Raw genomic sequence first — 25447 nt, 5'->3', positions numbered from 1 at the left:
ATCGTTATGCCGACGGTCCGCCGGTGTAAGAGACGTTCTGACCACGGCCGTCGGACCTGAGCGTTCCGCACCGTGCTCCGGCCGCGGACCTGGTCATCCCTGCCATTGCCTACGATGGGGCGGCACGCCTCCCTCATTGACCTGACCCAGTAGAAGAAGAGTGCTCTGTGAAAGTCATCAGCATCGTCGGCGCCCGTCCTCAATTGGTGAAGCTCGCCCCGATCGCGGCCGCGTTCGCCGGTACGGAGCACGAGCACTTCATCGTGCACACCGGACAGCACTACGACGCGGACCTCTCCGACGTCTTCTTCGACGGCCTCGGCATCCCTGACCCGGACGTCCACCTCGGTGTCGGCTCCGGCAGCCACGGTGTCCAGACCGGTGCGGTGCTCACCGCGCTCGACCCGGTCCTGGAGCGCGAGCAGCCGGACTGGGTGCTGGTCTACGGCGACACGAACTCCACCATCGCGGGCGCCCTTTCGGCGGTGAAGATGCACCTGCCGGTCGCCCACCTGGAGGCGGGCCTGCGCTCCTTCAACCGGCGCATGCCGGAGGAGCACAACCGCGTCCTGACCGACCACTGCGCCGATGTGCTGCTCGCCCCGACCGAGGAGGCCATGCGCCACCTCGCCGACGAGGGCCTGAAGGACCGTGCCGTGCTGGCCGGCGATGTGATGGTCGACATCTGCCTGAAGATCCGCGACGACGTGCTGGCCGGGAAGCACCCCGCGCCCGCGCTGCCCGAGGGCATCGACCCGTCGAAGCCGTTCCTGCTGGCCACGCTGCACCGCCCGGACAACACCGACGACCCGAAGCGCCTCGCCGCGATCATCGAGTCGCTGGCCGCGCTGCCGCTGCCCGTCGCGCTGCTCGCCCACCCGCGTCTGGTCGCCCGCGCCGCCGAGCACGGCATCGAGCTGAACCAGGGCTCCGTGCACGTCGGCCGCCCGCTGCCGTACGCCGGCCTGGTCGCCGCCGTGCTGGCCTCCGCGGGTGTGGTCACCGACTCGGGCGGTCTGCAGAAGGAGGCGTTCCTGCTGCAGCGCATCACGACCACCATCCGTCCCGAGACGGAGTGGGTCGAAACCGTGGAGACCGGTTGGAACGTCCTTGTTCCCGACCCGCACACGCTGTCCGCCGACGAGTGGGCGGCGACGGTCACCCGCGCCGTGCCCACGACCGACCCCGGCACCCCGTACGGTGACGGCCGCGCCGCCCAGAACGTTGTCCGGATCATGGAAGAGTGGAAGGGAGGCAGCCGGCACGCGTGACGGAAGGCTCCTCCACCGAGGAACTTTTCCGTACATGTCACCGTGCTAGCGTCACCGGTTATGTCAGCGTCTCCCAGGTCCGGGCTGCCCACGGCGGGCAATCGGCCCCATGTGATCTACCTCGCCATCGGTTTCCCGCCGGCAGCCAAGAGCTGCGCGTACCGCATGCGCGAGACCGCGAACCAGTTCGTCAACCAGGGCTGGGACGTCACCGTTGTCACCATCGCGCAGGAGTCCTGGGAAAGGGACTCGGGCGTCGACCTCACCCTGCTGGAGCAGGTCGACCCGCGGATCGACATCGTCGAACTCCCGCTGTCGCGCGAGGACCTGGAAACGGACATCCTTCTCTACGACGAGGCTCGCGCCCTCAACCCCAACGGCTGGGTCACCCAGCTGCGCCGCCGCCAGACGAAGCCGTTCCCGGAGCCCAACTTCGGTGACTGGCGCGAGGATCTGGAGCAGGCCGTCCTCAAGATCCACCGGGACCGTCCGGCGGATCTGCTGCTCGCCAGCTGCGTCCCCTACGTCAACCTCGCCGCGGCCTGGAAGCTGTGGGAGGAGGCGAAGGTGCCCTACGCCGTCGACTTCCGCGACGGCTGGTCCATCGACGTCATCGAGGGCGTCGAGTCCTTCTCCCGCGACTCCGCCGAGGGCCGCTGGGAGCAGAAGATCCTCGACCACGCGGTCTCGCTCTGGGTCGTCAACGACCCCATCGCCGAGCACTACCGCAAGCGCTACCCGGACTTCGCCGACCGCGTCCACGTCGTGCGCAACGGCTACGACGCCGACAGCTCGCCCGGCAAGGCGCACCAGCCCGACCCCGAGAAGGGCCTCACCTTCGGCTACCTCGGCACGGTCAACTTCACGGTCCCGCACCTGGAGACCGTGCTGAACGCCTGGCGCGCCGCCCGCGAGAAGGAGCCGCTGCTGGCCAACGCCACCTTCGAGGTGCGCGGCCACATCGGCAACGGCTCCGGCCGCGAGGCCAACCGCCACGCCGAGGTGCTCAAGCAGGCCGAGGTCGACGGCGTCCGCTTCGGCGGCCCCGCCGCCAAGGCCGAGGTGGCGTCCATCTACGCCCGCTGGGACGCGATGGTCCTCATCCTCATCGGCGGCCGCTACGTCACCTCCGGCAAGGTGTACGAGTACATGGCGACCGGCCTGCCGATCGTGTCGGCGCACGTCGTCGAGCACGACGCCTCCAACGTGCTGGAGGGGCACCCGCTGTGGACGGGCGCCGTCGGCATCGACGAGGAGGGCCTGACCGAGTCGTTCGTCAAGGCCGCCCACATGGCGGTGGAGACGAGTGACGAGGTGCACGCCGAAGCCATGGCGCACGCCGACCAGTTCACCCGCGAGGCGCTGATGACGACCGCGGTGAAGGACCTGGTCGAGGAGGTCAACGCCCTGCGGGCGGAGAAGACCGGTACCCCGGAAGCGGCCCCCCTCGCCGAGAATTCGATCGTCGCCGGAGGACCCTCCCAGTGACCAACGTCCTGTTCATCGCCAGCGGCCGGCCCCAGCTCGGCGTGTTCGCCGACTCGGTCGCCAAGTTCCGCGCCGCGGGTGCCCGTACCTACCTGGCGGGTACGTTCCCCCTGGAGCCGGTCGCCGAGGAACTCGCCGCCATGGAGCTGGACGGCACGCACCAGCTCCCGCGCAATCTCAACTTCCGCTCCACCGCGCTGCGCCGCAAGGCCCGCAAGTCGCCCGGCGGCATGCGGATCTGGATGCAGTCGCAGCGGGACGGCTGGCTGCGCCAGCAGGCCCGTAGGGCCGACGTCCTGGTGGCGCTCGACCCGGGCGCCGTGTACACGGTGTGGCGCCTCGCGCGGTACTACCGCATCGACGAGGCGCACTTCGGCCTGGCGCCGGCCCTGAAGGCCGTCGACCGGGTCAAGCAGAAGGGCGGCTCGGCCGGCCGCGGGGTACTGCCGCCGCTGGACGTCGTCAAGCAGAACGTGCGCCGTTCGGTGGACGGCCTGCCGGCCGCAGTGATGCGGCACGCCACCTCGCGCCCGGTGATGCGCTCGACCGTCGGCGCCCGTATGTGGCGTACGGCGGTGACCGCGCCCGGTATTCCGACCAAGGTCCGCATGGCCACGTCGCGATATGTGGCGGAGGGCATGCAGTGGGCGGGCCGGACCAGTGGCGCCGCGCTGGCCCTCGCCGCCGCCGCGTCGAAGATCCCCGACCTGGGGCTCAGGGCGCAGCTGATGGACGAGGCCGTGATGAAGGAGATCGCGAAGGGCCTCAGCCCGCGCGATCTCGACAAGGCCGTCGCCGCGCAGCTGGCGCACTCCGACGCCCTGTTCGCGGCCGAGGAGTACGAGAAGGCGTCGTACGCGCTGGACCGCGCGCTGTTCCTGGCGTTCCACCGGGTGCTGCACATCGACCAGCTGACGTCGCCGCTCGCCAAGGACGCCAAGGGCTTCGTCGAGCCGCTCTACCGCTCCCCGTCGATGCAGGCGCTCAGCCGCCCGCAGGGCAGGAAGACCCCGGCGGCCCCGGCCCCCAAGGACCGTCCGCTGCGGCTGCTGGTCACCACCAGCGCCAACGACAACTTCCTGCACCACATCCTGGACCGCTACGGCAACCACGAGGGCGTGGAGCTGCGCTACCTGGACCTGGCCGCGCAGAAGGCGCTCAAGCGGATCGCCTGGGCGGGCCGACGGGTGCTGCAGGACCGGATGGCCGGCGGCACCAGCGACTTCCAGGAAGAGGTCGAGCGGCTGATGCGGCCGTACCTCGACTGGGCGGACACCGTCTTCCTGGACTGGTCGGTGGGTCCCGCGGCGATGCTGACGACGATCGACCCGGGCGACACCCGGATCGTGGTCCGGCTGCACAGCTACGAGGCGTTCACGCGCTGGCCGCACATGACCGACTTCTCGCGGATCGACGACCTGATCTACGTCGCCCCGCACGTCAAGGACCTCGTCGAGTCGCTGGTTCCCCAGCTGCGCGGCGACCAGGCCCCCACGGCGCACCTCATCGACAACGCCATGGACCTGTCGGGCTTCGCCCGGCCGAAGCCCGCGGACGCCCGCTTCAACCTGGGTCTCGTCGGCATCAGCCAGGTCGCCAAGGACCCGCTGTGGGCCGTGGACGTCCTCAAGCGCCTCCGGGAGCACGACGAGCGCTACCGGCTGCTGCTGGTGGGCGGCGACATGAACCCGAAGACCAGCCAGGCCACCCGCCTGTACCGGCGTCAGCTGGAGCAGGAGCTGGCGCCGCTGGTGGAGTCGGGTGCGGTGGTGCGCCTCGGTCCGACCGACGACGTGCCGTCCGCGCTGACCGACATCGGCGTGATCCTCTCCTCGTCGGTTCGTGAGGGCTGCCACGTGGGTCTGATGGAGGGCGCGGCGAGCGCCGCCGTTCCGGTCGCCCGTGACTGGCCGTTCTACGCGGGCAAGCCGAACAGCGCCCGCACGCTCTACCCGGAGGGCTGGGTCGTCGGCTCCACGGAGGAGGCGGCCAAGCGCATCCTGGAGACGACCGCGAGCGAGGAGGCGTGGCAGAACGCCGGCAAGCTGGCGGCCGAGCACGCGCTGTCCACGTGGGACTGGCCGGTGGTCAGCAAGGCGTTCGACAAGCTGTTCCTCGGCGAGCGGTAGGACGCACAGGACAAGGCGAAGGGCCCCGGGAGCGATCCCGGGGCCCTTCGTGCTGTCCTTGACCGTCAGGGGTGGCGCAGCTGCCAGCCCGCCCATGCCGACTCGACCATGGCCCGTACGTCGTGCCGCGCGGTCCAGTCGAGCTCCTCGCGGATCAGCTCGGCGGAGGCCACCACGCGGGCCGGGTCGCCGGGCCGGCGCTCGGTGACGAGCGGCTCGATGTCGGCGCGGCCGGTGACGTCCTGGATGATCCCGACCATCTCCGTGACGGAGACACCTTCGCCGCGGCCGATGTTGAGGATCAGTGAGGCGTCCGGGTCCGCGGCCAGCCGGCGGGCCGCCGCGACGTGGGCGGACGCGATGTCCTCGACGTGGATGTAGTCGCGGATGCAGGTGCCGTCGGGCGTCGGGTAGTCGTCGCCGAAGATCCGCGGCTGCTCGCCGGCCGTGAGCCGTTCGAAGACCATCGGCACCAGGTTGAAGATGCCGTCGTCGCCGAGCTCGGGGGTGGCCGCGCCCGCCACGTTGAAGTACCGCAGGGACGCGGTCGCCATGCCGTGGGTCCTGCCGGTCGCCGTGACCAGCCACTCGCCGGCGAGCTTGGTCTCGCCGTACGGGTTGATCGGCGCGCACGGCGTCTTCTCGGTGACGAGGTCCACGTCGGGCATGCCGTAGACGGCGGCCGACGAGGAGAACAGGAAGCGGGTGACACCGGCCTCGGCGGCCGCCTCCAGGAGGGTCCGCAGGCCCTCCACGTTCTCCCGGTAGTAGTGCAGCGGCTTGGCGACCGACTCGGCGACCTGCTTCTTGCCCGCGATGTGCACGATCCCGGTGACCGCGTGCTCACGCAGGACACGGTCGACGAAGGCACGGTCGAGGACGGTGCCGACCTCCAGCGGGACGCCGTCGGGCAGCCGCTCGGCGCGGCCCGTGCTCAGATCGTCGAGGACGACGATCCGCTCGCCGCCGTCGGCCATCGCCTTCACCACGTGGGAGCCGATGAATCCGGCACCACCAGTAATCAACCAGGTCATGGGGTAACCCTCTGCAAGCCGGCCCTGCCCCACGAGTACGCGGGGCAGGGCCTCGGTTCGGTGCGTACGGAAATGAGCCCGTCCTCAGCCGCCGATGACGACGCGGCGGACGCCCTCCCAGCGGGCCGGGTCCGTGGTGCGGCGGCCGTCGACCAGGACGGTGACGTCCGGCAGGTCGGAGGCGGCCAGCTCCTTGTACTCGGCGTGGTCGGCCTGGAGGATCGCGGCGGTGACCTTCTCGCCCTGGTGCGGGGTGAGGCCGTGCGCGGCGAGTTCCTCGGCCGTGTACATCGGGTCGGAGACGAACGGCACCGCGCCGCGGGCCTTGAGCGCCTCGACGGTGCCGAAGACGCCGGAGAAGGCGGTCTCCTTGACACCACCGCGGTAGGCGGCGCCCAGCACCAGCACCTGCACGTCCTTCAGGTCGCCGTAGGCGGCGGCCAGCAGGTCGACGGCGTACTCGGGCATCGCGGCGTTGGCCTCGCGGGCCGAGCGCACGACGGTCGCCTCCGGGTCGTTCCACAGGTACATCCGCGGGTAGATCGGGATGCAGTGGCCGCCGACGGCGATGCCGGGCTGGTGGATGTGGCTGTAGGGCTGGCTGTTGCAGGCCTCGATGACCTTCTTGACGTCGATGCCGTTCTTGTCGGCGAACCTGGCGAACTGGTTCGCCAGGCCGATGTTGACGTCGCGGTAGGTGGTCTCGGCGAGCTTGGCCAGCTCGGAGGCCTCGGCGGTGCCCAGGTCCCAGACGCCGTTCGGCTGCGGCAGGTCCTCGCGCTCGTCGAAGTCCAGCACCTGCTCGTAGAACTCGACACCGCGGGCGGTGGAGGCCTCGTCGATGCCGCCGACGAGCTTGGGGTAGCGGCGCAGGTCGGCGAAGACCCGGCCGGTGAGGACGCGCTCCGGGGAGAAGACGAGGTGGAAGTCCTCGCCGGCCTTGAGACCCGAGCCCTGCTCCAGCATCGGCGCCCAGCGGGTGCGGGTGGTGCCGACCGGCAGGGTCGTCTCGTAGGAGACGAGGGTGCCGGGCTTGAGGCCCTTGGCGATGGCCTGGGTGGCGGAGTCCATCCAGCCGAAGTCCGGGGTGCCCTCGGCGTCCACGAACAGCGGGACGACGACCACGACGGCGTCGGACTGGGCGACGGCGGCGGCGGTGTCGGTCGTGGCGGACAGCAGGCCGGCGTCCACGGTCTGCTTCAGCAGCCGGTCGAGGTCGTGCTCGCCCGGGAAGGGCTCGGTGCCGGCGTTGACCAGCTCGACGACCTTCTCGTTGACGTCGGCGCCGATGACCTTGTGGCCCTTGGCGGCGAACTGCACGGCGAGCGGCAGACCGATCTTGCCGAGCGCGACTACACAGATATTCATCGGGTCAGTTTCCTCTTCACACGGGACATCATTTGACGCAGTCGCTTGCCCACGCCGAGCTGCGGCTCCCAGAGGGGGGCCGTGGTGATCACAAGCCTGCCCTTGGCGTTCGCGTTGGCGGAGATCCGGTAGGGGATCCGCTCCCGCCAGCGCCGGGCCAGGGGCAGCGGCCGACCGCGGGTCGGCACGGGGATTTCGTACGCCGAGCCTGCCACGTCGACGTATACGCGGACGCCGAGCTTGGCGCTCCTCGGCTTGACCGGGATCCGGGCGGTCAGCAGCGTGGCCGTGCCGTCCTCGGTCGGTTTGCGGGTGAACTCGCCCACCGGGGCGGGGAGGTCGTGTCCGACGGGAAGGCGCCTGGCACCGGGCTTGTCGGCGCTCTTGGGCATGGCCCTGTCCGCCAGGCGGAGCACCGCGGAATCGGTCTCGCCGGCGACCGGGACCCGGACCTCCAGCGCGACGGCCATGTCGTCGCCGTTCTGCTCCCACTCGGCGGACACCAGCGAGGTGCCGTCGGCGAGCTTGGCGGGGACCGCCTCGCCAATCACCTCGTAGACCCGGTCGGGCAGCCCGACCGTGGCGTCGCGGAAGCCGGGGTAGCGGGCGAACGCCCGGCCGTCCTCCAGCAGGAAGGGCGGCGCGCCGTTCTCGGCCTCGTCCGTGATCGCCCGGACCAGTTCGTCGACGGCGCCGCGCCGGGCGAGCGCGATCCGCACGCGCCGCTTGACGTCCATCGAGTCGCGCAGCTCGTCGGTGAAGTACTCGTCGGCCAGGGCGGCGATGCCCGCGCAGACCTCCACCCGGGTGCGCTCGTCCAGTGCCGGGAAGTCGTCCTGGATGAGCTTGGCGAGTTCCCAGGTGAAGTGGCGCTTGAACACGGCGTCGCGCTGCGGGCCGGCCTCGATGAGCGAGGCCGTGAACTTCATGATCCGCTCGGTGCACCGGAGCCGGGACAGATGGTTGGCCCGGTAGGTGATGTTGCTCGCGTCGCCGCGCTTCACCGCGTAGTAGTACGTGTAGTCGGCGAGGACGGAGATCTTCGCGGCCCGCACGCAGGCCTCGATGGTGAACGGCTGGTCGGAGCCGACCGGCAGGTCCTCGGGGAAGCGCAGCTTGTACTTCTCCACCAGCTCACGGCGGAAGAGCTTGGTGTTGGCCAGCGTGAACGGCAGGGCCGACTCGTACAGGGAGACGTCCGGGTCGCTCTTCTTGTAGAGCGCCTGGTGGACGTAACGGCCGTTGGTGCCGACCATCTTGCCGACGACGACGTCGGAGCCGTGCTCGTCGGCACAGGCCACGAGCCGCTCAAGGGCTTCCTTGCCCAGGTAGTCGTCGGAGCCGATGAAGTAGACATAACGACCGGTGGCCAGCTCCAGGGCCCGGTTGCTGGGCGCAGCCGGGCCGCCGGAGTTGGCCTGATGGATCACCTTGACAGTGTTCGGGTACTTCTCCGCGAAGCGGTCCAGTTCCCGGCCACTGTCGTCGGTCGAGCCGTCGTCGACGGCCACGACCTCGAGCCGGTCCAGCCCGATGCTCTGCCCCACCAGCGAGTTCAGGCACTCGGTGAGGTACGGCATCGTGTTGTACACGGCTACCACGACGGTGACATCGGGTGTGGTCAACTGGCCACGTCCTCCGGGGTGAGCCGCACGGTGACGCCGCGGACGGCGGAGTCGATGACGGCCGCGGCCACCTCCACGGTACGCAGACCCTGGCGCAGCGTGCAGATGTCGTCGGACTTGCCGAGGACCGCGTCACGGAAGAGCTCGTGCTCGACGAGGAGCGGCTCGCGCTTCGGGATCGCGTAGCGGATCATGTCGCCCTCGGAGACACCGCGGAAGGCGCGCAGCGCCTCCCACTCGGTCGCCACGGCGGCGTTCGAGTAGAAGGTCAGGTCGGCCGTGAGGGTGTCGGCGATGAAGCAGCCCTTCTCGCCGGTGACCGAGGTGAAGCGCTCCTTGAGCGGGCTCAGCCAGTTGACGAGGTGGTTGACCATCGTGCCGTCGGAGAGCTGGCCGACGGCGGAGACCATGTCCTCGTGCGGGCGGCCCGACTTGGACACCGTGTGGGCGGCGATCGAGGTGTACTGCCGGCCGGTCACCCAGCCCGTCAGGTCGATGTCGTGGGTGGCCAGGTCCTTGACCACGCCGACGTCGGCGATGCGGTGCGGGAAGGGGCCCTGGCGGCGGGTGACGACCTGGTAGACGTCGCCCAGCTCACCGGCCTCCAGGCGGGAACGCAGCGAACGCAGGGCCGGGTTGCAGCGCTCGATGTGGCCGACGCCGGCCACCAGGCCGCGCGTCTCGAAGGCCTCGACGAGCCGGCGGGCGCCCTCGACGGTGTCCGCGACCGGCTTCTCGATCAGCGCGTGGACACCGGCGTCGGCGAGCTTCAGGCCGACTTCCTCGTGGAGGGCGGTCGGGCAGGCGACGACGGCGTAGTCGACGCCCAGCGCGATGAGCTCCTCGACGGTCGACAGCACGGGAGCGCCCTGCGCCCAGCCGTTCTTGTCGCCCATCGGGTCGACGACGCCGACGAGCTGGACGCCGTCCAGCCCGGCCAGCACGCGGGCGTGGTGGCGTCCCATGGAGCCGAGGCCGATGAGGCCGGCCCGCAGTCCAGCAGCAGTCACAGGTTCTCTCCCAGCGCGTTCACGGCGGTGACGATGCGCTCAAGGTCGTGTCGGCTCAGCGAGGGGTGGACGGGCAGCGAGACGACCTCGGCGGCGGCCTTCTCCGTCTCGGGCAGGTCCCAGTTCCGGCCCGCCTTCTGGTCCGGCTCCCAGTACGGCTTCAGCCGGTGGATGGGGGTCGGGTAGTACACGGCGTTCCCGATGCCGGCCTCGGTGAGCTTCGCCATCGCGGCGTCGCGGTCACCACCCCGCACGCGGATCGTGTACTGGTGGTAGATGTGGCGCGCGCCCTCGGCGACGATCGGCGTGACGACGTTCGGCGCGGTGATGTTCTCGGTGAGGTACGCGGCGTTGGCGATGCGCGTCTCGGTCCAGCCCTGCAGCTTGGACAGCTGGACGCGGCCGACGGCGGCGGCGACGTCGGTCATCCGCATGTTGGCGCCGACGATCTCGTTGGCGTACCGCTGCTCCATGCCCTGGTTGCGCAGCAGGCGCAGGGTGCGGGCGACCTCGGCGTCGGCGGTGGAGATCATGCCGCCCTCGAGGGAGTGCATGTTCTTCGTCGGGTAGAAGCTGAACGTACCGCCGTTGCCGAACGCGCCGACCGGGGTGCCGTGCAGCGAGGCGGCGTGCGCCTGGCAGGCGTCCTCGACGACCGCGAGCTTGTGCTTCTCGGCGATGGCCATGATCTTGTCCATGGCGGCCGGGTTGCCGTAGATGTGGACCGGCATGATCGCGGCGGTGCGCGGGGTGATGGCGGCCTCGACCGCGGCCGGGTCGATGTTGAAGCTGTCGGCCTCGATGTCCACGAAGACGACGTCGGCGCCGACCAGCCGGACGGCGTTCGCCGAGGCGGCGAACGAGAACGAGGGGACGATCACCTCGTCACCCGGGCCGATGTTCAGCGCCATCAGAAGGAGGTGCAGCGCGGACGTACCGGAGTTGACGGCGACGCAGTGACGGCCGTCCACCAGCTCCGAGAAGCCCTCCTCGAAGGCGGCCACTTCGGGGCCCTGGACGACGCGGCCGGTGCGCAGCACACGTACGGCGGCCTCGATCTCTTCTTCACCGATGACCGGGCGGGCAGCGGGAATGGGCTGCTCGTTGATGCTCGGCATGGAGTCCTCCTTGAACACCGCAAGAGCTCTATGTGGCAGAGGTCTGGGGTGCTGCGGACGTCTCTCGAGGCCGCGCGTACCCCTCCGGCGCGATGCCGACGCCCTACCGAGGATTGCTGGGACCGGTCTGTCCCGGAACCGGGTCGGTCACCGGCCATAGTCTTCGGGCGGGGGCCCGCCCACGGCGGCGACCGGCGTCACATTATCAGGAATTTCCTAGTCAATTTCGGGGTCGTTAACCGGCTGAGGCATCGATTCCGAAACGAAATCCGTGCCCCGCCCAGGGTAATCCCGGGCGGGGCACGGAACGTTCAGCCGATGCTCACCGACCGTTCGGCCACCGGCCTCAGTCCTCCGTGACGGCGGTCACGGAAGGCGTCGCGGGCTGCTCGGCCGCGACCGTCTTCTTCGCCGCCGCCTTCTTGGTGGTGGCGGCCTTCTTGGCGGTCGTCTTCTTCGCCGCGGTCTTCTTCGCCGCCGCCTTCTTGGTGGTGGCGGCCTTCTTCGCGGTGGCCTTCTTGGCGGTCTTGCGGGCCGTCTTCTTGGCCGGTGCCGCCGTCTCGCCGGCACCCTCCTCCGCCTCGGTGACGGTCTCGGCCGGAGCCTCGGCCGCCGGAGCCTCGGCCGCGGGGGCCGTGGCCGGCGTCTCCTCGGCCGCCTTGGCCGCCGGGGCGCTCACCACGACGACCGCCGCCTCCTCGGCACCCGCGGGGGAACCGGCGGGGGCGCTGACCTTGCGGACGACCCGGCGGCGGGCGCGCGTCGGCGCGGCCGCGGGGGCCTCCTCGGCGACCGGCTGCCCGGGCGTCTCGGCCACGGCCTCCGGCTGCGGCTCCGCCACCGGCTCGGCCTGCGCGTCCTCGGCCCGCGCGACGGGCTCGGCCTCGGCGGGCACGACCACGGCCGCGGGCTCCTCGGCCGGCGTCGGCGATCCCGCCGGAGCCGTCGCCTTGCGGGTGGCACGGCGACGGGTACGGCCCTTGGGAGCCGCCTCCTCCTCGGCGACGGCGAGCGCCGGAACCGCCTCGACCTCCAGGGTCTCGGGGGCCACCTCCGCGACCGCCGGCTGCGGCCGCGGCTCCTCCGCGGCGCGCGGGGCGCCGGCGGGAGCGGTGGCCTTGCGGGTGGCGCGGCGCCGCGACCGGCCACGGCCGGCGGCGGCCTCGGCCTCGGCGACGCTGGAGTACAGCTCCTCGTCGGGGGCCATCCTGTCCGGCAGCGGCTCGGCGAGCGACACCGGGGCGGCGACCTCGGCGGCCAGCTCGGCCTCGGTCTCCTCCTCGGCCTCTGCCGCCGGCGCCTCCACCTGGGCCTCGGCGTGCTCGTGGACCTGCTCGCCGCCGCGGCCGCGCTTCTTGGCACGCTTGCCGCCGCCCCCGCCACCGGCGGTGGTCGGCTGCTCCATGTGCACGATGACGCCACGGCCGTTGCAGTGGACGCAGGTCTCGGAGAAGGACTCCAGCAGACCCTGGCCCACCCGCTTGCGGGTCATCTGGACCAGGCCCAGCGAAGTGACCTCGGCGACCTGGTGCTTGGTGCGGTCCCGGCCGAGGCACTCCAGCAGACGCCGGAGCACCAGGTCCCGGTTGGACTCCAGCACCATGTCGATGAAGTCGATGACGACGATGCCGCCCAGGTCCCGCAGGCGCAGCTGGCGCACGATCTCCTCGGCCGCCTCCAGGTTGTTCCTGGTGACGGTCTCCTCGAGATTGCCGCCCTGGCCGGTGAACTTGCCGGTGTTGACGTCGACCACGATCATCGCCTCGGTCTTGTCGATCACCAGCGAACCGCCGGACGGCAGCCAGACCTTGCGGTCCAGCGCCTTCATCAGCTGCTCGTCGATCCGGTACGTCGCGAAGACGTCGACCTCGGACGTCCAGCGCTGCAGCCGGTCCGCCAGGTCGGGCGCGACGTGCGACACGTACCCGTGGATGGTCTGCCACGCTTCGTCGCCGCTGACGATGACCTTGGAGAAGTCCTCGTTGAAGATGTCGCGGACGACCCGGACGGTCATGTCCGGCTCGCCGTAGAGGAGGGTCGGGGCGTTGCCGTTCTTCGCCTTCTTCTGGATCTCCTCCCACTGCGCCTGCAGACGCTCGACGTCACGGCGCAGCTCGTCCTCGCTCGCGCCCTCGGCGGCGGTGCGCACGATGACGCCCGCGTCCTCGGGGACGATCTTCTTGAGGATGGTCTTCAGGCGCGCACGCTCGGTGTCGGGCAGCTTGCGGCTGATACCGGTCATCGAGCCCTCGGGCACGTACACCAGGTAGCGGCCGGGCAGCGAGACCTGGCTCGTCAGACGGGCGCCCTTGTGACCGATCGGGTCCTTCGTCACCTGGACGAGGACGGACTGGCCGGACTTGAGGGCGGTCTCGATACGGCGCGGGCCGTTGGCCAGGCCGAGCGCCTCGAAGTTGACCTCACCGGCGTACAGGACGGCGTTGCGGCCCTTGCCGATGTCGACGAACGCGGCCTCCATGGACGGCAGGACGTTCTGCACCTTGCCCAGGTAGACGTTGCCGACGTACGAGGTCGACTGCTCCTTGTTGACGTAGTGCTCGACGAGCACGTTGTCCTCGAGGACGCCGATCTGGGTGCGGTCGCCGTTCTGCCGCACGACCATCACGCGCTCGACGGCCTCGCGGCGCGCCAGGAACTCCGCCTCGGTGATGATCGGCACCCGGCGGCGGCCCTGCTCGCGGCCCTCACGGCGGCGCTGCTTCTTCGCCTCCAGACGGGTCGAGCCCTTGATGGACTGCACCTCGTCGGACGGCTCCGCCTCCTTCTTGCGGGGCTCGCGGACCTTGACGACCGTACGGACGCCGTCCTCCTCGCCCGCCTCGGTGTCGACGGCCGTGTCACCGCTGCGGCGGCGACGGCGACGGCGACGGCGGGAGCTGCTGGTGCCGGCGGCGGACGGGGTGGCGCCCTCGGACTCCTCGTCCTCGAGCTCCTCCTCCTCGGCCTCCTGCTCGGCGGCCTCCTCCTCGGCGTGCGCGGTCTCCTCGGCCTCCTCCGCCTCGGCGGCCTCGCCTCGGCGGCGGCGACGGCCACCACGGCGACGGCGACGGGACGGACGGTCCTCGTACTCCTCGCCCTCCTCGGCGGCCTCGACCTCTTCCTCCTCGGCCTCCTCGGCCTCTTCGACCTCGGCGGTCACGGCCGCCTGCTCGACCGGCTCGCCACGGCGGCGGCGACGGCGGCGGCCGCCGGTCTCCGGCTGCTCGGCGGGGGCCTGGGCGGCCTCCTCCTGCACCTGGGCGGCCTCGGCGGCGGCCGCTGCGGCGGCCGTCTCCGGGGTCTGGAACATGGGCTCGGTGAAGACCGGGGCCTGGAAGACGGCGACCGCGGGCCGCGCGGCGCGGCGGCCACGGGGGGCCTCAGAGGCCTTCGCCGGCTCGGCGGTGAACTCGGGGGCGGCGGCCCGGCGCCGGGAACGGCCACGGGACGCGGCCTTCTCGGCGGCGGCGACCTCGGCCTCGTCCGCGGCGATGCGCGCCACGGTGTCCGCGGGCAGTCCCTCGCCCTCGGTGGGCTCCTCGAGGGTGGTCTCGTCAGCGGCCTCCGGCGCGCCGGCGGGGGCGCTGGCCTTGCGGGTCGCGCGGCGGCGCGTACGGCGCGGCGCGGCCTCGGCCTCCTCGGCCACGGGCTCGGCGACGACCTCGGCGGCAGGCGTCTCCAGCGCGGGGGCCGCGGCGACGGCGGCCTCCTCCTCGGCCTCCTCGGCGCCGACGGGCTCGGCGGGGGCGGGGGACGTGGCCTTGCGGGTGGCGCGGCGACGCGTACGGCGCGGCGCGGCCTCCTCGACCGGGGCCTCGACGACCTCGGCGGCCGCGACGGTCTCCTCGGCCGGGGCCTCGGCGACGAGCGCCTCTTCCCCGGTCTCCTCGGTCTCGACAGCCTCGACAGGGGCCGGGGAGGAAACCTTGCGGGTGGCACGACGGCGCGTACGGCGCGGCGCGGCCTCGGCCTCCTCGGCCGCGGGCTCGGCGGCGGCCGCCTCGGCGGCCGGTTCGGCGACGGGCTCGGCGGCCGGGGCCTGCGGCTCCTCGGCACCCTTGGGCGCGCCGGCGGGTGCCGTGGCCTTACGGGTCGCGCGGCGGCGCGTACGGGCGGGCGCCGGGGCTTCCTCCGCCGGTGCCTCGGCGGCGGCCTCCGGGGCCTGCGCCGTCTCGGTGACAGCGGCCGGGGCCTGCGGCTCCTCGGCGACCTCGGGCGCACCGGCGGGTGCCGTGGCCTTACGGGTCGCGCGGCGGCGCGGGCGGGCCGGAGCCGCCTCGGGCTCGGCCGCGGCGGGGTCCTCGGCGGGCGCGGCGGTGGTCTCGACGACCGTGGCCTCGCCGGTGGTTTCCGCGGTGACCGGCGGGCCCGCGGGACGCGACGCGGCGCGGCGCCTGCGGCGCGGCGGCAGCGTGTCGCTCGGGGAGTTGTTCTCTTCGTTGTTACCGGCGGTAGCGCCGGTGTCCTTGGGCTCGAGCATGCGGGCGGTTCTCCCGTCACGCTCCCGGGCGCCGCGCCTTGTTCCGGTCCGACGGCGGCATCGCACACTGCGCGAGAGCCGCCGTCCGGGGCGCGGGCGCCGCACGGGAGCTGATGTCTGGCTCGCCGGTTCCGTACGCGATGTACGCACGGCCTGGCGAAAGTCTCCTGTGTCTCCACGCGGCCGGACCCAGGTGGCTCCCGAGTGCCAGGGCCGCGCTACGACGACCGCCCTACGCGGAACCCGTACCCTCGGCAGCCGTCGCGGCGGCGAGTCCGGCGGCCTTGGGTGGAGCGGCCGGTACTGCCTCGCGGTCGGGCGCGAGCGGGTCGGTCACCGTGCCGGTCTCCTCGTCGAAGAGCCCCTGCGCCAGCCTGGTCACCGCTGCGGGGACCGGCGGCGCCAGGTCGGCCACAGCTCGGAGACCGGACAGGACGTCGTCGGGTCGCACGGCAGGTGTCACGTGCCGAACAACCAGCCGCAGTATCGCACAGGGCGCATCCCCGGGCCTATCAGCCTGAGGATGACCTGCGTCGAGGCCCGCGACGGCCGCCCGGGCGTCGAAGGTCCGCATGCCGTTCTTCGTCCTGCGCTGGACCTCGACGGTCTCGGCGGCGAGGAAGGCGGACACGGCCCGTTCGGCGTCCTCGACGGACACGCCGTCCAGCCGCAGCTCCCACACGGAGGCGGTGAGCCGGTCGGCGAGACCGGACGTACGCGCCTCCACGGCGTCGGTGATGTCCAGCCCGGCCGGAAGCGACTCGTCGAGCAGCTCGCGCAGCTTCTCGGGGTCACGCGTCTCGGTGAGCGCGATCTCCAGATACTCGGCCTCGGAGCCGGTGCCGGTGGGAGCGGCGTTGGCGTACGACACCTTCGGGTGCGGCGTGAACCCCGCCGAGTACGCCATGGGCACCTCGGCGCGGCGCAGCGCCCGCTCGAACGCGCGCTGGAAGTCACGGTGGCTGGTGAACCGGAGGCGGCCGCGCTTGGTGTAGCGCAGTCGGATGCGCTGCACCGCAGGTGCGGGCGGCGGGCCTTCGGGCTGTCGCTTGCCCAGTGGTTCTTCTCCTCGGTGCGGGGCGGGCGCGGGTGGCGCGCCGCCCTCGAAATACGGGGTGGCCCCCGGGGGTCCCGCCCGGCTCACCCCCGCTTTCGCAGGGAGATCTCGGGTGCGGGCGCCGCGCGGGGAGCGGTTGTCGTACCACCCAGGGTACGCGCCGGAGCGTGCCCGGGTTCCCCGGGCCGGGGTGCCCGTGGCTCCCCCACGAGGGCGCGCCAGGCGTCGCGCCTGGCCTGCCGGACCGTGTCGCGGGCGGAGGTGAGCGCCGCCCTGGCCACCCGGCCGGCCTCGGCGGCGGCCTTCCTCACCGGCCTCCACAGGTGGTCGCGCACGGCGTGGCCGACGGGGGTGCACACGTTCCGGTAGACCCAGGCCACGGGGCGGCCGACGAGCACGAGCGCGAGCCACTTCAGGGCGCGGCCGAAGGCGCGCGAGATGTACCCGGCGACGCGCCACGCCATCACGAAAGCCGCGCCGATCTCCCGGCCGGCCACGGCGAGCGCCCGGCCGAGGGGGGTGAGCACCCAGCGGTACACGGCGACGGCGGGCAGTACGACCAGGGCCCTGGCCAGCCATACGGCACCCGCCCGCAGACCGCGTGCCGCCGGGGCGAGCGCGTGCGCGTAAAACCAGGTCAGGCCGCGGCCGATCGGGGTGAGCAGCCGGCGGTACAGCGCGATCCAGGGCCAGACCAGGACCGCCCACAGCACCAGCCCGGTCCCCCGGCCGAGCGGTACGACAGCGGTGCGCCAGAGCCATGCCACCGGCGTGACGACCAGGGTGGCGACGATCCGGGCGAGCATGGTGGCGACTCCGCGCAGGCCCGCGCCGAGCACGACGAGGAGTCCGCCCCAGACCCATGCGACACCGCGGCCGGCCGGGGCGAGGACCCAGCGGTACAGCCAGGTGCAGGGCGCCACGATCCCGTACGTGACCAGGGCCTGTGCCAGCCACCCGAGGCCACGGCCGAAGGGCGCCAGCACGGAGCGGTACAACCAGGTCAGCGGGATCACGAACAGCACCCGGCCGAGCGGGCGCAGTACCACCCGGTCGACGGCGCGAGCACCGACGACGAGGGCGTCCCAGACCATGCGTACGGGAACGACGACCACCAGGACCACGATGCGCACCGGGATCCTGATGGCCGCCGTCAGGCAGCCCTCGCCGCCCCGCTGGGGCGGCTGCTTGTCCAGTTCCATGCAGTTGAGGACGCGTCAGCGAGCCTGGCGGATCCCGCGGTGGCCTACTTGACGACGGTGAGCGGCAGCAGCTTCTTGCCGGTCGGGCCGATCTGGATGTGAGTGTCCATCTGAGGACAGACACCACAATCGAAGCACGGCGTCCAGCGGCAGTCCTCGACCTCGGTCTCGTCGAGGGCGTCCTGCCAGTCCTCCCAGAGCCAGTCCTTGTCAAGACCGGAGTCGAGGTGGTCCCAGGGCAGGACCTCCTCGTAGGTGCGCTCGCGGGTGGTGTACCAGTCGACGTCCACACCGAACTCGGGGAGCGTCTTCTCGGCGCACTCCATCCAGCGGTCGTAGGAGAAGTGCTCGCGCCAGCCGTCGAAGCGGCCGCCGTCCTCGTACACCGCGCGGATGACGGCGCCGACGCGGCGGTCACCGCGCGAGAGCAGGCCCTCGACGATGCCGGGCTTGCCGTCGTGGTAGCGGAAGCCGATGGAGCGGCCGTACTTCTTGTCGCCGCGGATCTTGTCGCGGAGCTTCTCCAGGCGGGCGTCGGTCTCCTCGGCGGACAGCTGCGGGGCCCACTGGAACGGCGTGTGCGGCTTGGGAACGAAGCCGCCGATGGAGACGGTGCAGCGGATGTCGTTCTGGCCGGAGACCTTGCGGCCCTCGGCGATGACGTTCATCGCCATGTCCGCGATCTGGAGGACGTCATCGTCGGTCTCGGTGGGCAGGCCGCACATGAAGTACAGCTTCACCTGGCGCCAGCCGTTGCCGTACGCCGTGGAGACCGTACGGATCAGGTCCTCCTCCGAGACCATCTTGTTGATGACCTTGCGCATGCGCTCGGAGCCGCCCTCGGGGGCGAAGGTGAGACCGGAGCGGCGGCCGTTGCGCGTGAGCTCGTTGGCCAGGTCGACGTTGAAGGCGTCCACACGGGTCGACGGCAGGGAGAGGCCGATCTTGTCCTCTTCGTACCGGTCGGCCAGTCCCTTGGCGATGTCGCCGATCTCGGAGTGGTCCGCGGAGGACAGCGACAGCAGGCCGACCTCCTCGAAGCCGGTCGCCTTGAGGCCCTTGTCGACCATCTCGCCGATGCCGGTGATGCTTCGCTCCCGCACGGGGCGCGTGATCATGCCGGCCTGGCAGAAACGGCAGCCGCGGGTGCAGCCGCGGAAGATCTCGACGGACATCCGCTCGTGGACGGTCTCGGCGAGCGGGACGAGCGGCTGCTTGGGGTAGGGCCACTCGTCGAGGTCCATGACCGTGTGCTTGGACACGCGCCACGGCACACCGGACTTGTTCGGGACGACCCGGCCGATGCGCCCGTCCGGCAGGTACTCGACGTCGTAGAACGCCGGGATGTAGACCGAGCCGGTCCTGGCGAGGCGGAAGAGGACCTCCTCGCGCCCGCCGGGGCGGCCTTCGGCCTTCCACTGGCGGATGATCTCGGTCATGTCGAGCACGGCCTGCTCACCGTCGCCGATGATCGCGGCGTCGATGAAGTCGGCGATCGGCTCGGGGTTGAACGCGGCGTGGCCACCGGCGAGCACGATCGGGTCGTCGATCGTCCGGTCCTTGGACTCCAGCGGGATGCCCGCGAGGTCCAGGGCGGTGAGCATGTTGGTGTAGCCCAGCTCGGTGGAGAAGCTCAGGCCGAACACGTCGAACGCGCGCACGGGCCGGTGGCTGTCCACGGTGAACTGCGGCACCTTGTGCTCGCGCATCAGCGCTTCGAGGTCGGGCCACACGCTGTAGGTGCGCTCGGCGAGCACGCCCTCGCGCTCGTTCAGTACCTCGTAGAGGATCATGACGCCCTGGTTGGGCAGCCCCACCTCGTAGGCGTCGGGGTACATCAGCGCCCACCGCACGTCACAGCTCTCCCACGGCTTGACGGTGGAGTTCAGTTCACCGCCGACGTACTGGATGGGCTTCTGCACGTGCGGGAGCAGAGCTTCGAGCTGTGGGAAGACCGACTCGGACATCTCGAACCTTCGTGAGCGGGCAGGGGGCGACTCTCAAGCGTAACCCGATGCTCAGCCCTTCAGAGCCGCCCGCAGTTTCGCCCGCGAGGCCTCGGCCCACACCTCGGGGAGCTCCCGCTCCCGGTCGGCCGCGGTCGCCTCCTCGTGGCCGTACAGAAGGCCCCAGGTGAAGGCGGTCTCGCCGGCCGCGTGGGCCTGGATGGCGAGGTTCCGCAGCTCCCCGCGGGCGACGACGCTGTCCTGGTGGTCGCCGAGGACGCGCTGCACGCCTTTCATCCGCTTGGCGAAGCGCTTCGCGGGCTTACCGAGGGCGGGACGGGCGGCCTCGGCGGCGTACCGGGCACGCTTGGCGGCCTTGCGGGCCTCGTGCATGGCGACGTCCCGCTCCTGCCCCGGTGAGAGGGCCAGGGCGTGCTCGATCCGGCCGGCGAGCCGGTCGTAGTCCTTGAGGATCGCGCGGGACAGGACGCGGGCGGCGGGCTCGGCGGCGGCGGGGCGCAGCGGCGGGTCGGCGAGCAGCGCGTCCAGGGAGTCCAGCAGGGCGAGGTAGCGCTTGCTGTCGAGTACGGAGACGGTGCGGCCGCGGGCTCCGGCTCGGCGGGCGGTGGCCCAGATCCGCAGCCGGCCGCGGACCGGGCCGAGGAGGAGGGTGGCCGGGACGGCGTCGATGCGGGAGGTGAGCCGCTCGGTGAGCACCTCCTGGTCGCGGTCGACGCCCAGCTCGGCGGCCAGCCATTTGAGCTCGTCGGCGAGCGGGTCGGTGACGCCCCGGTCGAGGACCTTCTTGTAGGTGCGGAAGGCGCTGCGCATCCGGCGGGTGGCCACGCGCATCCGGTGCACGGAGTCGGGCAGGTCCCGGCGGACGGCGGCGTCGTAGGTGAGCAGGGCCTCGGCGTTCTCGCGCAGGTAGCCGAGGACGTGGTCGCCGGCGGTGACGGCGGGTCCGCCCTCGCGGGCGGGCGGTTCCCAGCCGCTCTCGGCGAGGGCCCTGGCGAGCTTGGAGGGGGATTTCGCGGGGCGCAGTCCCGCCTTGCGGAGCCGCTCGTGCACGGCGTCGAGGAGTGCCGGGTCGCCGCCGTCGGCGAGCTCGACCTCGATCTCGATCCATTCGGCGCGGGCGCCGTCGTCGGCCCCGTCGAGGCGCTCGGCCCGGACGGTGTCGGTGCTCAGTTCGGCGAGCAGGGTGTTCTCGCTGTCGAGGAGATGGCGCACGTCGCGCGAGGAGCGGAGCCGTACGAGCGGTACGAGGGTGTTGCCGCGGGTGCGGGCGCGGACGAGCCCGGCCAGGGCGGTGGGGACGTCGTCGCTGAGCGGGGCGCTCAGTTCGTCGCGGATTCCGGGGGCGACGGGCAGCTTGAGGTGCCAGCCGGCGTCGGACCCGCCGGTGCGGCGCCGCAGTGTGATCGAGGCCGCGGCGAGGCGGAGGTCCGGGGTGTCGTAGTAGACGGCGTCCAGGTCGACGACGCCCCGGTCGGTGACGGCCGTGACCTCGGGGACCCGGGTGAGGTCTGGTAGCCGGGTGTCGGGGCCGGCTTCGTACTTCCGCTCGATCTCGCGTTTCGTGTCCGCCATCATTCGAATCTAGTTGCCCCTTCGACGGGGGTCTATGCAGTTATGGGCCGCTGAACCCGAATGGACTGGAGCAGGCCGATCGCCACCCAGACGGCGAACATCGACGATCCGCCGTACGACACGAACGGCAGCGGCAGGCCCGCCACGGGCATGATGCCGAGGGTCATGCCGATGTTCTCGAAGGACTGGAAGGCGAACCAGGCGATGATGCCGGCGGCGACGATCGTGCCGTACAGCTCGGTCGTCTCGCGGGCGATGCGGCAGGCCCGCCACAGCACCACGCCGAGCAGGGCGAGTATGGCGCCCGCGCCGAGGAAGCCGAGTTCCTCGCCGGCGACGGTGAAGATGAAGTCGGTCTGCTGTTCGGGGACGAACTGTCCGGTCGTCTGGTGGCCGTTGAACAGCCCGGCGCCGTACAGGCCGCCGGAGCCGATGGCGATCCGCGCCTGGTTGGTGTTGTAGCCGACTCCGGCGGGGTCGAGCTCGGGGTTGGCGAACGCGGCGAAGCGGTTGATCTGGTACTCGTCGAGCACGCCGAGCGCGGCGACCAGGACGGCCCCGGCGATTCCGGTGCCGATCAGGCCGAAGATCCAGCGGTTGGACGCGCCGGAGGCGAGCAGCACGCCCAGCACGATGACCACCATGACCATCACGGAGCCGAGGTCCGGCATCAGCATGACGATGGCCATCGGCAGCACGGCGAGTGCCAGGGACTTGGCGACCGTGCGGTGGTCGGGGTGGACGAGGTCGCCCGCGTCGACCCGGGCGGCGAGCAGCATCGCCATGCCCAGGATGATCGTGACCTTCACGAACTCGGAGGGCTGGAGGGAGAATCCGCCGCCGATCACGATCCACGCGTGCGCGCCGTTGATGGTCGCGCCGAGCGGGGTGAGGACGAGCAGCACCAGCACCACCGAGATGCCGTACAGCACGGGGACGGCGCCCCTGAGGGTGCGGTGGCCGAGCCAGATCGTGCCGACCATCAGCGTGAGTCCGATGCCGGTGTTGAGGACGTGTCGGAGGAGGAAGTAGTACGGGTCGCCGTGGTTGAGCTCGGTGCGGCCGCGGGTCGCGGACCACACCAGCAGCGAGCCGATGAAGGACAGCGCGAGCGCGGAGAACAGCAGCGGCCAGTCGAGCCTGCGGACCATCGAGTCGCGGGCGGTCAGCCTGGACCAGACGCCGCGTTCGGGGGCGTACCGGGAGACGGAGAAGCCGTTGGATCCGGCCATGGTCGGTTCAGTCCCTCCAGACGGGGGGCGGGCCCGCGAGCTGCTGTCCGTCGTCCTGCTGCTTCGCCGGGTCGACCTTCTGCGACTCGGGGTCGTACGGCTTGATCTCCGGTGCCTCGATGGTGCCGTCGGGCTGGATCTTGGGCAGCGCCGCCTGCGGCTGGGGCAGCAGGGCGCGCTTGAGGTCCTGGTTGCCCGCGTCGTCGAGGCCGTAGAGGGCGTCGTAGATGTTGCGTACGGCGGGGCCGGAGGCGCCGGAGCCGGTGCCGCCCTGGGAGATCGTCATGACGATCGTGAAGTCTTTGGTGTAGGTCGCGAACCACGAGGTGGTCTGCTTGCCGTAGACCTGGGCGGTGCCGGTCTTGGCGTGCATGGGGATCTTGTCCTGGGGCCAGCCGCCGAACCGCCAGGCGGCGGTGCCGCCGGGTTCGACGACGGAGCGCAGGCCCTTGTCGAGGTCGCTGATGGTCTGGGCGTCGACCGGCAGCCGCCCGTGGGACTTGGGCTTGATCTCCTCGACCCTCTTGCCGTCGGGGCTGATGACGGCCTTGCCGATGGTGGGGGTGAAGAGGGTGCCGCCGTTGCTGATCGCGGCGTAGGCGGTGGCCAGCTGGATGGGGGTGATGAGGACGTCACCCTGGCCGATGGCGAAGTTGATGCTGTCGAACGCCTTCAGCTGGTTGCCTTCGAGGCAGCTCTCGTAGGCGATCTGCTCGACGTAGGTGCCGCCCTTCTTGCCCTGCTTGCACCACGAGTCCTTGTTGGCCTCCCAGAAGGCCTGCTTCCACCGGCGGTCGGGGATGCGGCCCTTGACCTCGTTGGGCACGTCGATGCCGGTCTCGGAGCCGAAGCCGAAGTCATGGGCGGTCCGGTAGAACCAGTCGTGGGCGTTCTTGTGCGGCTTGAGCCCGCCGTCGCGTTGCCACTCCTGGTGGCCGAGGCGGTAGAAGACGGTGTTGCAGGAGAACTTGAGGGCTTCGCCGAGGGTGATGGGGCCGTGCCCCTTGGACTCGAAGTTCGCGAAGCTCCGGTTGCCCATGCTGTAGGAGCTGCTGCAGTTGTACTTGTCGTTGAAGTCGTTGCCGGCCCGCACGGCCGCGCTGGCCGACACCACCTTGAAGACGGAGCCGGCGGGTGACTGTCCCTGGATGGCCCGGTTGAGCAGCGGGTAGTTGGAGCTCTTGCCGGTGAGCGCGGCGTAGTCCTTGGCGGAGATGCCACCGACCCAGGCGTTGGGGTCGTAGTCCGGCTGGGAGGCCATCGCGACGACCCGGCCGGTCTTGGACTCCATGACGACGACGGCGCCCGCGTCGGCCTCGTACTTGCGGCCGGTGACCTTGTCGGTCTCGTCCCGGACCGTTTTCATCGCCTGGTGGAGCTCGAACTCGGCGACGGCCTGGACCCGGGCGTCGATGCTGGTGACGACGTTGGAGCCGGGCACGCCCGGGTCGGACTCGGTCTGGCCCATGACCCGGCCGAGCTTGTCCACCTCGTACGAGGTGACGCCTGCCTTGCCGCGCAACTGCTTGTCGTAGGTGCGCTCCAGGCCCGAGCGGCCGACCATGTCGGAGCGCAGGTGCGGCGAGTCGGTGTCCTTGGCCTTCTGGATCTCCTCGTCGGTGACCGGGGAGAGGTAGCCGAGCACCTGCGCGGTGCGGGCCTTGCCGGGGGCGGGGTAGCGGCGCACGGCAGTGGGTTCGGCGGTGATGCCGGGGAAGTCCTCGGAGCTCTCCCGGATCCGCAGCGCCTGTTGTGTGGTGGCCTCGTCGGTGACCGGGATCGGCTGGTACGGGGAGCCGTTCCAGCAGGGCTGTGGCGTCTGTGAGTCGCAGAGCCTGACCTTGTCCATGACGTCCTTCGGCTTCATGCCGAGGACACCGGCGAGCCGGGTCAGGACGCCCTTCCCGTCGTCCTTCATCTTCATCAGCTCGGTGCGGGACGCGGAGACCACCAGCCGGGTCTCGTTGTCGGCGAGCGGCACGCCGCGGGCGTCGAGGATGGAGCCGCGCACGGCCGGTGAGACGACCCGCTGCACGTGGTTGCTCCGCGCCTCGTCGGTGTACTCCTGGCCGTTGCGGATCTGGAGGTACCAGAGGCGCCCGCCGAGGGTGAGCAGGAGGGAGAAGACGAGGACCTGGATGACGATGAGCCGGATCTGGACCCGGGGGGTCCGGCCGGTCTCCGGGATGTTGCTCATGACGTGCTTGCCCCCTCGGTCACAGTCGCTTGACGCCCTTGATGCGGCCGGCCCGGGCCGCGCGGTTGCGGGCGGCCTTGACGCGCAGGACGCCGCGCAGGCCGCCGCGGCGGTCGCCGATCCGCAGGCCGGTGCCGGAGGCCATCCAGCCGGCGGCGACATCGGCGCCCTGGCTGGAGGTCTCGGCGAGTGGATCGTTCTCGGCGCGTCTGGCGAGGGCCATGATCAGCGGCACGGTGAAGGGGGCGAGCAGCAGGTCGTAGATGACCGCGGTGAGGAGCAGGGACACCAGGCCGACGTGGCGGGCGGCGGTGTCGCCGACCAGGGCGCCGACGCCCGCGTACAGCAGGGTGGAGCCGACGGCCGCGGCGACCACCATGACCATGGGGCCGGTGGCCGTGCGCAGCTGACCGTTCTCCGGTTTGGCCAGCCCCACGACGTAGCCGATGACGCACAGCACCAGGGCGTACCGCCCGGCGGCGTGGTCGGCGGGCGGGGCGAAGTCGGCGAGGAGGCCCGCGCCGAAGCCGATGAGGGCGCCGCTGACGTGGCCGTACACGAGTGCGAGGCCGACGACGACGAGCAGCAGCAGGTCGGGGACGGCGCCGGGGAGCTGGAGCCGGGCGAGGACGGAGACCTGGAGGACGAGCGCGACGACGACGAGGGTGGTGGAGAGCAGCATCCGGTTGAAACGCAT

The 25447-nt window shown here is 71.5% G+C and carries 16 protein-coding genes; 3 read left to right on the top strand and 13 right to left on the bottom strand.

What is annotated here, in order from left to right; translation table 11 throughout:
- Positions 1 to 167 precede the first annotated feature (167 nt).
- The 3 genes from wecB to ACY34K_RS07700 all read left to right on the top strand — a co-directional run bounded on the left by wecB (position 168) and on the right by ACY34K_RS07700 (position 4888).
- Positions 168 to 1271 carry a non-hydrolyzing UDP-N-acetylglucosamine 2-epimerase gene (wecB, locus tag ACY34K_RS07710; RefSeq protein ID WP_462745125.1) on the top strand — a complete coding sequence of 368 codons (1104 nt, stop codon included), beginning with the start codon at positions 168 to 170 and terminating at the stop codon, positions 1269 to 1271.
- 111 nt (positions 1272 to 1382) lie between these two features.
- Positions 1383 to 2759, top strand: coding sequence for a glycosyltransferase (locus tag ACY34K_RS07705; RefSeq protein ID WP_462745490.1), 1377 nt, complete (start codon positions 1383 to 1385; stop codon positions 2757 to 2759).
- Positions 2756 to 4888 (top strand): glycosyltransferase family protein, encoded by a 2133-nt coding sequence (locus ACY34K_RS07700; protein ID WP_462745123.1) that lies wholly within the window; start codon positions 2756 to 2758, stop codon positions 4886 to 4888. The genes ACY34K_RS07705 and ACY34K_RS07700 overlap by 4 nt, the downstream gene beginning before the upstream one ends.
- A gap of 65 nt (positions 4889 to 4953) precedes the next feature.
- On the opposite strand, the gene galE is transcribed toward ACY34K_RS07700, so the two are convergent.
- From galE to mreD, 13 genes are all read right to left on the bottom strand, one after another.
- Positions 4954 to 5922: a UDP-glucose 4-epimerase GalE gene (galE, locus tag ACY34K_RS07695; protein ID WP_462745121.1), complete on the bottom strand. Its 969-nt coding sequence runs from the start codon at positions 5920 to 5922 to the stop codon at positions 4954 to 4956.
- Between the two features lie 84 nt (positions 5923 to 6006).
- Positions 6007 to 7290 (bottom strand): nucleotide sugar dehydrogenase, encoded by a 1284-nt coding sequence (locus ACY34K_RS07690; RefSeq protein ID WP_462745120.1) that lies wholly within the window; start codon positions 7288 to 7290, stop codon positions 6007 to 6009.
- Positions 7287 to 8915: a glycosyltransferase family 2 protein gene (locus tag ACY34K_RS07685; protein ID WP_462745118.1), complete on the bottom strand. Its 1629-nt coding sequence runs from the start codon at positions 8913 to 8915 to the stop codon at positions 7287 to 7289. The genes ACY34K_RS07690 and ACY34K_RS07685 overlap by 4 nt, the downstream gene beginning before the upstream one ends.
- Positions 8912 to 9925 (bottom strand): Gfo/Idh/MocA family protein, encoded by a 1014-nt coding sequence (locus tag ACY34K_RS07680; protein ID WP_462745116.1) that lies wholly within the window; start codon positions 9923 to 9925, stop codon positions 8912 to 8914. Before ACY34K_RS07680 ends, ACY34K_RS07685 begins: the two co-directional genes overlap by 4 nt.
- The gene (locus ACY34K_RS07675; protein ID WP_462745114.1) at positions 9922 to 11043 is read right to left on the bottom strand and encodes a DegT/DnrJ/EryC1/StrS family aminotransferase; all 1122 of its coding nucleotides are present in this window, start codon (positions 11041 to 11043) and stop codon (positions 9922 to 9924) included. The genes ACY34K_RS07680 and ACY34K_RS07675 overlap by 4 nt, the downstream gene beginning before the upstream one ends.
- Positions 11044 to 11389: 346 nt before the next feature.
- Positions 11390 to 15523: an Rne/Rng family ribonuclease gene (locus ACY34K_RS07670; RefSeq protein WP_462745112.1), complete on the bottom strand. Its 4134-nt coding sequence runs from the start codon at positions 15521 to 15523 to the stop codon at positions 11390 to 11392.
- 232 nt (positions 15524 to 15755) lie between these two features.
- The gene (locus tag ACY34K_RS07665) at positions 15756 to 16538 is read right to left on the bottom strand and encodes a TIGR03936 family radical SAM-associated protein (protein ID WP_462745110.1); all 783 of its coding nucleotides are present in this window, start codon (positions 16536 to 16538) and stop codon (positions 15756 to 15758) included.
- Between the two features lie 125 nt (positions 16539 to 16663).
- The gene (locus ACY34K_RS07660; RefSeq protein ID WP_462745108.1) at positions 16664 to 17782 is read right to left on the bottom strand and encodes a hypothetical protein; all 1119 of its coding nucleotides are present in this window, start codon (positions 17780 to 17782) and stop codon (positions 16664 to 16666) included.
- A 44-nt stretch (positions 17783 to 17826) separates the two neighbouring features.
- Complete coding sequence (locus tag ACY34K_RS07655; RefSeq protein ID WP_462745106.1) at positions 17827 to 19749, bottom strand: TIGR03960 family B12-binding radical SAM protein; 1923 nt, start codon at positions 19747 to 19749, stop codon at positions 17827 to 17829.
- 51 nt (positions 19750 to 19800) lie between these two features.
- Entirely contained in the window at positions 19801 to 21321 is a 1521-nt protein-coding gene (locus tag ACY34K_RS07650; protein WP_462745104.1) for a CYTH and CHAD domain-containing protein, read from the bottom strand.
- A 32-nt stretch (positions 21322 to 21353) separates the two neighbouring features.
- Positions 21354 to 22553 (bottom strand): rod shape-determining protein RodA, encoded by a 1200-nt coding sequence (rodA, locus tag ACY34K_RS07645; protein WP_462745102.1) that lies wholly within the window; start codon positions 22551 to 22553, stop codon positions 21354 to 21356.
- A gap of 7 nt (positions 22554 to 22560) precedes the next feature.
- Complete coding sequence (gene mrdA / locus ACY34K_RS07640) at positions 22561 to 24750, bottom strand: penicillin-binding protein 2 (protein WP_462745100.1); 2190 nt, start codon at positions 24748 to 24750, stop codon at positions 22561 to 22563.
- Positions 24751 to 24769: 19 nt separating this feature from the next.
- Complete coding sequence (gene mreD, locus ACY34K_RS07635; RefSeq protein ID WP_462745098.1) at positions 24770 to 25447, bottom strand: rod shape-determining protein MreD; 678 nt, start codon at positions 25445 to 25447, stop codon at positions 24770 to 24772.

This window comes from Streptomyces sp. STAM6 (assembly GCF_054963715.1).
This window is presented reverse-complemented; position numbering and strand designations above follow the sequence as displayed.